Origin of the sequence: Salipiger thiooxidans (assembly GCF_900102075.1) — a bacterium.
Lineage (GTDB): Bacteria > Pseudomonadota > Alphaproteobacteria > Rhodobacterales > Rhodobacteraceae > Salipiger > Salipiger thiooxidans.
The window spans coordinates 40,307-48,928 of record NZ_FNAV01000025.1 but is presented as its reverse complement, the minus strand read 5'-3'; the positions used below and the strand labels follow the sequence as shown (position 1 = coordinate 48,928).

At 70.3% G+C, this 8,622-nt stretch carries 9 protein-coding genes; 7 read left to right on the top strand and 2 right to left on the bottom strand.

Annotated elements, in window-relative coordinates; translation table 11 throughout:
* From BLQ77_RS28920 to BLQ77_RS25045, 7 genes are all read left to right on the top strand, one after another.
* Positions 1–326: hypothetical protein (locus BLQ77_RS28920; RefSeq protein WP_207545893.1), on the top strand; the 326-nt coding region annotated here is incomplete at its 5' end.
* A gap of 54 nt (positions 327–380) precedes the next feature.
* Entirely contained in the window at positions 381–1,094 is a 714-nt protein-coding gene (locus BLQ77_RS25070) for a sulfotransferase family 2 domain-containing protein (RefSeq protein ID WP_089963789.1), read from the top strand.
* Positions 1,095–1,193: 99 nt separating this feature from the next.
* Positions 1,194–1,763 (top strand): dTDP-4-dehydrorhamnose 3,5-epimerase, encoded by a 570-nt coding sequence (gene rfbC / locus BLQ77_RS25065; protein ID WP_089963787.1) that lies wholly within the window; start codon positions 1,194–1,196, stop codon positions 1,761–1,763.
* 1 nt (position 1,764) lies between these two features.
* A complete protein-coding gene (rfbB, locus tag BLQ77_RS25060) occupies positions 1,765–2,832 on the top strand; it encodes a dTDP-glucose 4,6-dehydratase (RefSeq protein ID WP_089963785.1) in 1,068 nt (355 codons plus the stop codon).
* A complete protein-coding gene (gene rfbD / locus BLQ77_RS25055) occupies positions 2,736–3,686 on the top strand; it encodes a dTDP-4-dehydrorhamnose reductase (RefSeq protein ID WP_089963783.1) in 951 nt (316 codons plus the stop codon). The genes rfbB and rfbD overlap by 97 nt, the downstream gene beginning before the upstream one ends.
* Entirely contained in the window at positions 3,683–4,582 is a 900-nt protein-coding gene (gene rfbA, locus BLQ77_RS25050; RefSeq protein ID WP_089963781.1) for a glucose-1-phosphate thymidylyltransferase RfbA, read from the top strand. Before rfbD ends, rfbA begins: the two co-directional genes overlap by 4 nt.
* 2 nt (positions 4,583–4,584) lie before the next feature.
* The gene (locus tag BLQ77_RS25045; protein WP_089963779.1) at positions 4,585–5,334 is read left to right on the top strand and encodes a glycosyltransferase family 2 protein; all 750 of its coding nucleotides are present in this window, start codon (positions 4,585–4,587) and stop codon (positions 5,332–5,334) included.
* Between the two features lie 72 nt (positions 5,335–5,406).
* On the opposite strand, the gene BLQ77_RS29105 is transcribed toward BLQ77_RS25045, so the two are convergent.
* Together BLQ77_RS29105 and BLQ77_RS25035 are read right to left on the bottom strand one after the other, a co-directional pair.
* Positions 5,407–7,422, bottom strand: coding sequence for a polysialyltransferase family glycosyltransferase (locus BLQ77_RS29105; protein ID WP_089963778.1), 2,016 nt, complete (start codon positions 7,420–7,422; stop codon positions 5,407–5,409).
* A complete protein-coding gene (locus tag BLQ77_RS25035) occupies positions 7,422–8,384 on the bottom strand; it encodes a glycosyltransferase family 2 protein (RefSeq protein WP_089963776.1) in 963 nt (320 codons plus the stop codon). The genes BLQ77_RS29105 and BLQ77_RS25035 overlap by 1 nt, the downstream gene beginning before the upstream one ends.
* Positions 8,385–8,622 lie beyond the last annotated feature (238 nt).

Below are 8,622 nucleotides of genomic sequence, written 5' to 3'. Positions count from 1 at the left end.
GGGGGGTGCGCTTCGATCCGGGCTTCGGCGTCGGTGCGCCACTGCCCACGGGCGAGGATTACATCTTCGTCACCGACCTGCTGAAGGCGGGTGCGCGCGGCCTGTCGCTGCCCGTCGTGGCGGGCAGCCATCCGCACCCCAGCACCGGCGACGACTGGCGCGACCCGGAGCTGATGCAGGCCCGCCGCGCGGTGCTGCTGCGGGTCTTCGGCTGGCGCGCGGCGGCAATCCTGCCGCTCTACGCCTGGCGCCACCGGCACCGCTTTGCCTCGCCGCGGGCGGCGCTGGCCTTCGTGTTCGGCCGCCCCGCCCCGGCGGCGGCTTGAATTACCCGCCGGGATGTGACACCTGAAATCGCCCGCAAAGAGGTTCGAAGACGAATGCTGAGCAGCCTATTCCGGCGGACCACGGACCGCCTCGTCCCCCTGAGTGACCGTCACGTCATCTGGCTGCCCGAACACCGGCTGGCCTACCTGCGGGTGCCCAAGGCGGCGAATTCCTCGATCCGCGCGGCGCTCGCCCGGCGTTTCGCCCTGCCCCGCATCGAGGGCATGTCGGCGGCCAACGACCGCTACTGGGTGCAGCTCGACAACAGCCACGCGCGGATCATGACGCCGGGCACCTTCCAGCACACCCCCGGCACCCGCGACGCCTGGGTCTTCAGCTTCGTCCGCCACCCGGTGGCGCGGCTCTACTCGTGCTGGAACAACAAGCTCATCGAGAACGAGGAACTGACCCCGGGCTTCGTCGACATGGGGCTGGTCCGCGGCATGGACTTCGCCGATTTCGTCGCCCGCGTGGCCGAGCTGCCGGACGAGCGCTGCGACATCCACGTGCGGTCGCAGGCCTCGATCCTGCTGCACAACGGTCGGCTGATGCCGGATTTCGTCGGCCGGGTCGAACACACCGACACCGACTGGGAGCACGTGCGCTACGAGGTGCAGATGCGCTGCGGTCGCGACCTGGGCGAGCTGCCGCAGAAGAACGTCCGCGGCGGCGCCGGCGAGGATGCCAACGGCGAGCTGACGCCGGCGGTCGAGGCGCTGATCCGCCGCCGCTTTGCGCAGGATTTCGAGCTCTTCTACCCGGAGTGACGGTGAACCGCCCCGCGGCGCTCGGGGTGGATGACTCGCAGGCTGTGGACTGTTATCGTCCGCGCAGGCAGGTTTGTTCATTGTCTGGAGGGTATTTTTTTGTTGATTGAAGCAACGCGCTTGCCGGGGGTGGTTATTGTCACGCCCAACCGGTTCGGAGACGCGCGTGGACATTTTTCCGAAGTCTGGAACCGTGACACCCTGAGGGGGCACGCCATCGATATCGAGTTCGTTCAGGACAACCAGTCGCTCAGCCGCGACGTGGGCGTGGTCCGGGGGCTGCATTGCCAAGCCCCGCCGCGCGCGCAGGACAAGCTGGTGCGCGTGGCGCAGGGCGCCATCTTCGACGTGGCGGTGGACGTGCGCCGCGGCTCCGAAACCTACGGCCAGTGGGTGGGCGTGGAGCTCTCGGCCGAGAACGGCCGCCAGCTGCTGGTGCCCAGGGGCTTCCTGCACGGCTTCGTCACCCGCGAGCCCGACACGCTGGTGATCTACAAGTGCTCGGACAGCTACGCGCCCGACACCGAGCGCCCGGTGTTCTGGGCGGACCCGGATCTCGCCATCGACTGGGGCATCGACCCGGCGCAGGCGATCCTCTCGGCCAAGGACGCCGAGGCCCCGGCGTTCGCCGCGTTCGTGACGCCTTTCGACGAGCAGGAGCTGATCTGACATGCGCATTCTCGTAACCGGCGGGGCCGGGTTCATCGGCTCGGCGGTGGTGCGCCGCGCCGTTGCCGACGGCCATGAGGTGATCAACCTCGACGCCCTGACCTATGCCGCCTGTCTCGACAACGTCGCCCCGGTGGCGGATGCCCCGGGCTATGCCTTCGAGCGGGCCGACATCCGCGACCGCGAGGCGCTGGACCGGATCTTCGCCACGCACCGCCCCGAGGCGGTGCTGCATCTCGCCGCCGAAAGCCACGTGGACCGCTCGATCGACGGGCCCGGGGCCTTCATCGACACCAATGTCACCGGCACCTACACGCTGCTGCAGGCGGCGCGGGCCTTCTGGGAGGCGCAGGGCAAGCCCGAGGGCTTCCGTTTCCACCATGTCTCGACCGACGAGGTCTTCGGCACGCTGCCCGGCGGGGCGGGGTCGCCCGAGCGCTTCACCGAAGACACGCCCTACGCGCCGAACAGTCCCTATTCCGCCTCGAAAGCGGCTTCGGACCATCTCGTGCGGGCCTGGCACGAGACCTACGGCCTGCCGGTGGTGCTGACCAACTGCTCGAACAACTACGGGCCCTACCACTTCCCCGAAAAGCTCATCCCGGTGGTGATCCTGAACGCGCTCGCGGGCAAGCCCATCCCGATCTACGGCAAGGGCGAGAACGTCCGCGACTGGCTCTATGTCGAGGATCACGCGGTGGCGCTGCTGACCGTGCTCACCACGGGGCAGGTGGGGCGGAGCTACAACATCGGCGGCGACGCCGAGCGCAGCAACCTCGACCTCGTGCGGACGATCTGCGCCGTGCTCGACCGGCTGGCGCCGGGCGAGGCGCCCTATGCCGAGCTGATCACCTTCGTGACCGACCGCCCGGGCCACGACCTGCGCTACGCCATCGACCCGACCCGGATCCGCGACGAGCTGGGCTGGCGGCCCTCGGTGACGCTCGAGCAGGGGTTGGAGCGCACCGTGCAATGGTATCTCGACAACCGCGACTGGTGGCAGGCGCTGCAGGCCCGCGAGGGCGTCGGCCAGCGCCTGGGCCTGAAGACGGTGGGGGGCGCGGCATGACGGTGCTGGTGCTGGGCCGCAGCGGGCAGGTGGCCCGCGAGCTGGCCGCCCTGCCGGGGATGCGCTGCATGGGGCGCGAGGCGATGGACCTGCGCGACCCGCAGGCCTGCGCCGCCGCGCTGCGCGACATTCCCTGCACCGCGGTGATCAACGCCGCCGCCTGGACGGCGGTGGACAAGGCCGAGAGCGAGGAGGCCGAGGCGCATCTGCTCAACGCCGAGGCGCCGGGTGTCATGGCCCGTGCTGCCGCCGAGCTGGGGCTGCCCTTCGTGCAGATCTCGACCGACTACGTCTTCGACGGGGCCGGAACAGAGCCGCATATGCCCGACGATCCCGTGGCGCCGCCAAACGCCTACGGCCGCACCAAGCTGGCCGGTGAAGAGGCGGTGGCCGGGGCAGGGGGCGCCCATGCCATCCTGCGCACCAGCTGGGTGTTCTCGGCCCATGGCGCCAACTTCCCCCGCACCATGCTGCGGCTCGGGCGCGAGCGCGACAGGCTCACCATCGTCGCCGACCAGATCGGCGGGCCGACCTTCGCGGGCGACATCGCGCGGGCCTGTGCCGCCATCGCGGCGCAGCTGCAAACCAGACCCGAAGACAGCGGGATCTATCACTACAGCGGCGCTCCCGACGTCAGCTGGGCGGAGTTCGCGCGCGAGATCTTTGCCCAGGCGGACATCTCCTGCGCCGTCGAGGACATCCCCACCAGCGCCTATCCGACCCCGGCGGTGCGTCCGCTCAATTCACGGCTCGACTGTTCCGCCACGAAACGTATCTTCGGCCTCGACAGGCCCGACTGGAAGGCGGGGCTCGCCACCATGCTGCAGCAGATCGCAGAGGAGGAAAGCCGATGACGGCGCGCAAGGGAATCATTCTGGCCGGCGGCACCGGATCGCGGCTGTTCCCGATCACGGTGGCGGTGTCCAAGCAGCTGATGCCGGTCTACGACAAGCCGATGATCTACTACCCGCTGAGCGTGCTGATGCTGGCGGGCATCCGCGAGATCGCGGTGATCACCACGCCGCAGGACGCCGCCCAGTTCCAGCGCGCGCTGGGGGACGGCAGCCAGTGGGGGCTCTCGCTCAGCTACATCGCGCAGCCGAAGCCCGAGGGTCTGGCGCAGGCCTACCTGCTGGCCGAGGCGTTCCTCGACGGCGCACCGTCCTGCATGGTGCTCGGCGACAACATCTTCTTCGGCCACGGCCTGCCCGAGCTGCTGGCGGCGGCGGATGCGCGCGAGACCGGCGGCACGGTCTTCGGCTACCACGTCTCGGATCCGCAGCGGTACGGCGTGGTGGCGATGGATGCCGACGGCCGGGCGACCCGGATCGTCGAGAAGCCCGAGGTGCCGCCCTCGAACTTCGCGGTGACCGGGCTCTACTTCCTCGACGGCTCGGCGCCGGAACGGGCGCGCGGCATCACCCCCAGCGCCCGCGGCGAGCTCGAGATCACCGACCTGCTGACCACCTATCTCGACGAGGGGGCGCTGCAGGTCGAGCGAATGGGCCGCGGCTTCGCATGGCTCGACACCGGCACGCATGAGAGCCTGCTCGACGCGGGCAACTTCGTGCGCACGCTGCAGAACCGGCAGGCGATGCAGACCGGCTGTCTCGAAGAGATCGCCTACGGGCGCGGCTGGATCGACCGGGCGGGGCTCGAACGCGGCGCCGAGGCCATGGGCAAGAGCACCTACGGGCGCTACCTGCGAGAGCTGCTGGCCGAGGATGCCGGAGGGGGGCAGGGCGCCTGACCATGTCCCCCCGGAACGACCCGCCGCAGGTCTCGGTCATCCTGCCGGCCTACAATGCCGAGGCCTTCCTGTCCCGCGCCATGGAGTCGGTGCGCAACCAGAGCTTCCCGGACTGGGAGCTGCTGGTGGTCGACGACGGCTCGCGCGACGGCACCGCGGCGCTGGCCGAGGCCGCGGCGGCCTCGGACCCGCGCATCCGGGCGGTGATCTCGCCGCGAAACGCCGGGGCGGCGGCGGCCCGCAACCGCGGGCTGGCAGAGGCGCGCGGGCGCTACATCGCCTATCTCGACGCCGATGACGAATGGCTGCCCGAGAAGCTCTCGGAGCAGCTCGCCCACCTCCAGGCGACCGGCGCGAGCTTCGGCTACTGCGGCTTCTGGCGGATCATCCGCGGCCAGCGCCGGCGCATCCACGTGCCGGCGCAGGTGACCCGGGCGGAACTGCTCTACGGCAATGTCATCGGCTGCTTCACCGCGATCTACGACAGCTCGGTGCTGGGCAAGGTGGCGATGCCGGACTTCCCGCTGTCGCATGATTACGCGCTCTGGCTCGACCTGCTCGAGCGCGGGCCGGCGGTGGGCATCGACCGGCCGCTGGCGATCTACCACCGGCAGGAGCGCTCGCTGTCGTCGAATCCGTGGCGCTCGGCCCGGGGCACCTGGGAGGTGTTCCGCGACCACCTGCAGCTGTCGCGGGGGCAGGCGGCGCTCTGTCTCGGCAGCCACCTGGCGCGGCGCGTGCTGCGCGGCTGAGGGTCGGCAGGGCGCTTTCGGGCCTGTTCAGGGTCGAAACGCGTGCCCGGGCACCCGGACGCGCGGGCCGCGTCAGGAGCGCAGCTTCTTCCAGAACGAGGGACGGCCACTGCCGTTCGGCGGACCGCGCCGGGCGCTGCCCTTCTTCTCGCGCACCGCCGCCTCGTGCTGCGGGCGGATGCGGTCGCAGCGTTCGCGGTAGCGCCCGCCGAGGCTCTTGGCGGCGGTCTCGACGATCTTCATGTGCCGGCTCGAGGTCGGCGTGCTTTCCAGCGCCTGGTACGAGATCTCGAAGGCCTCGGCGGCCTGGCCCTCGGCCAGCAGGCGCTCGGCCTTGTCGAGCGCGCGCTCGCCCTTGGCCTGCGGGTCCGGGTCGCCGGCCGGACGGTGCGGGGCAGGTTTCGGCGGCGCTTTCGGCGCGGGGGCCGGGGTCGGGGGCACCGGCGCTGCCGCCGCCTGCGCGGGGGCGGGGTTCGGCGCCGGGGCAGCGGGCGCCGGGACCTGCCCGGTGGCGGCAAGCGCCGCCTCGTGCAGCGGGCGGATCTCGTCGTACTGGCGCCGGTAGAGCCCGCCCAGGGTCTCGCTGGCGGCCCCCAGAACCTTCATGTGCCGGGTCGATCCGGGGGTCTTCCGCAGCGCCTTGAAGGAGATGAAGAAGGCTTCGGCGGCGTCGCCCTCGGCCAGCAGGCGCTCGGCCTTGTCGAGCGGGCGCTCGGCGGGCCGGGCCGCGGGCACCGGGGCGCTGACCGTCACCGGGGCCGGGATCTGCACCTCGGGGTAGAGCTTCGAGGCCTCGACCCGCCGGCCGCGGATCGCGCATTGCCGGAAGCTGGCGTGGTCGAGCGAGTCCAGCTTGGCGATGCGGGCGCGGGCGGCGCTCTCGATCGGGTCCTCGGGCTCTTCCGGCAGGGCCAGCAGCGCGGTCTTCTCGGCCTGGGTGCGGGCCAGCAGCTTGGGCTGCATGCCGGCGGAGAGCAGGTCGATCTTGGTCTGCAGGGTCTCGAGCGGCAGCTCGGCGCGGCGGCTGGCGATCTCGGGGAAGCCGTAGTGGATCAGCGCCGCGGGCACGCGGTTGCTGTTCTCGTAGGGCTTCAGCCGCTGCAGGAAGGGCAGGGTGTCGTAGCTGTAGGCCTCGATGCCGAACATCTCGCGCGCGGTGGCCAGCCCGGTGGAGAACACCGAGGCGATGAAGGCCGGCCGGTAGTGCATCAGGAATTCCTCCATCAGCGGGCCGGTGTCGAGGATGCGCAGGTCGAAGTCGCGCAGCCTGGGCGAGGTCCTGAGCGCGTGCAGCAGCCCGGTCGAGAAGGTCGGGTGCGGCTTGAAGAAGACGGTGTCGCCGTTGCCCTTGTTGAGCAGGCTGCAGATGTTCAGCGCCTGCGCATAGAGCTCGACCTCTTCCTCGGGGGTGCAGAGGTTCAGCCCCGAGAGATACTGTCCGAGGAACACCGGCGCGCCGTCGAGCCCCTCGGCGTTCAGATCGGCCTTCGTGACGGTGCTGAGCGCCTCGAGCGTTTCGCGCAGGGCGGCGGGGGCGACGGCGCGGGTCTCGACGCCGTATTCCCGCAGCAGGCTCGGTTTCAGCCCGGGGACGAAATCCATGTAATAGAGCCTGCGGATGCGCGAGGCGACCGGGTAGGGCAGCTCGAAGCGGGTGGGCCCGTAGGTCATCAGCCCGTCGGAATAGAGATAGACGTCCGAGCCGGTCATGATCCGCGCCAGCGTGTTCGAGGGCGGCGTCTGGATCGATTCCATCATCAGGTCGACCCGCTCGTCGGGGGCGGCGCCGAAGATGGCGCGCAGCATCGACTGGATGGCCAGCGCGTCGAGCTCGTCGGCGGGTGGCTTCCACTGGGTCGGGTGCTGCGGCGCGAGGATGGCGTTGAGGCTGAGCACCTTCGAGAAGGTCTTCGCCACGTGCGGCGAGGTCCTCGCGAACTCGAGCAGCGCGTCGCGGGCCTCGGGGTCGGGGGTGTGGGTGCTGACCAGCAGCACGCGGCCGGCGGCCGGCGGCAGCGTGTCGTCCTGCCCGAGCAGGGTCATCAGGCTGTAGAGGCCGAACTTGGTCGAGATTTCGCAGACGAGCATCAGATCAGCCCCCGGATGGTGTTGCGGCGTGTGTCGTCGATGCGCAGCAGCGCGGCCTCCAGCTCGCGCGTGGGGACCAGCGCCAGCAGGTGGGCGGCGCCGGTGACGAGCTTCTTGCGGGTGGCGGGCTCGAGCCGGCCCTGGCGCTCGATGTGGAAGCAGATCAGCGCCAGCAGCTGGCGGATGGCCTTGGGCAGGTAGCGCTCGTGGCCCTCGTTCACCAGGAAGCCGATGACGTTCTGCATCGCCTGCAGGAAGTCGAGCTGCCGGTCGTCGCCGACCGCGGTCAGGCTGACGTTGTGGTCGCGGCGGTAGTAGAAGCGGAACTCCTCGGCGATCACCATCTTGCGGCCGAGGATCTGGGTCTTCCAGTTGATGATGCGGTCCTCGGCGGTGTGCAGCGGATCGTAGCGGATGTCGTGGCGGTCGAGGAAGTCCATGGCGTAGATGCCGGCCCACATCTGCGGGTGGTCGACCATGGTGGGGCGGTCGTCGGGCATGACCGCGAGCCGCGGGTCGAAGGCGGTGTTCACCACCTCGAAGGGGGCGCGGATGATGTTGCGCTTGTTGCCGCGGCACTCGAGGTAGTGCGAGCGCACGAAATCGACCTCGGGGTCGGCGTTCATCTGCGCCACCAGCGCCGGGTAGTACTCGGCGCCGACCCAGTCGTCGCTGTCGACCGAGCCCACCAGCGCGGTGCGGGTCTGTCCGAGCCCGGCGTTGCGGGCCTTGCCGGCGCCGCCGCCGGTCTCGAAGCTGATCAGTTGCGCCTTGTCCCAGGCGGTGGCGAAGCGGCCCATGATCTCGCCGGTGGCGTCGGTGGAGCCGTCGTTGACGAGGATGCAGGATCCCCCCGCCGCCATCAGCGGCTCGAGGCTGTTCAGGGTCTTCTCGATGCTCGCCTGGGCATCCTTCCCGGGGACGATGATCGTCAGGTCACTGAGGGTGTAGGTCGTCGCCATGTGCTGAAAAATCCGTGCCGTCGCTTATGTCACGTCGCATTGAACCGGCGCGCCGGACCGCGCACCGATGGGGTCCGGCGGACAGGGGGCTCGTCCGTGTCTGCCGGGCTAATCTCGGGGGGAGATAAACGCGTCCGGCCCCGGAGAACAAGCCGGTAGCGCGCGATGGGCGGAGAAGCGACGCCCGGGCCGTGCGGGTTCAACCTGATCTTGCAGGAGCGCAACCGGACCGGGGCCG

Excerpts from the sequence above, each read along its gene's own strand:
- BLQ77_RS25070 (WP_089963789.1), top strand. The coding sequence starts at position 381 with ATGCTGAGCAGCCTATTCCGGCGGACCACGGACCGCCTCGTCCCCCTG.
- rfbB (WP_089963785.1), top strand. The coding sequence starts at position 1,765 with ATGCGCATTCTCGTAACCGGCGGGGCCGGGTTCATCGGCTCGGCGGTG.
- rfbD (WP_089963783.1), top strand. The coding sequence starts at position 2,736 with ATGGTATCTCGACAACCGCGACTGGTGGCAGGCGCTGCAGGCCCGCGA.
- rfbA (WP_089963781.1), top strand. The coding sequence starts at position 3,683 with ATGACGGCGCGCAAGGGAATCATTCTGGCCGGCGGCACCGGATCGCGG.
- BLQ77_RS25045 (WP_089963779.1), top strand. The coding sequence starts at position 4,585 with ATGTCCCCCCGGAACGACCCGCCGCAGGTCTCGGTCATCCTGCCGGCC.
- BLQ77_RS29105 (WP_089963778.1), bottom strand. The coding sequence starts at position 7,422 with ATGCTCGTCTGCGAAATCTCGACCAAGTTCGGCCTCTACAGCCTGATG.
- BLQ77_RS25035 (WP_089963776.1), bottom strand. The coding sequence starts at position 8,384 with ATGGCGACGACCTACACCCTCAGTGACCTGACGATCATCGTCCCCGGG.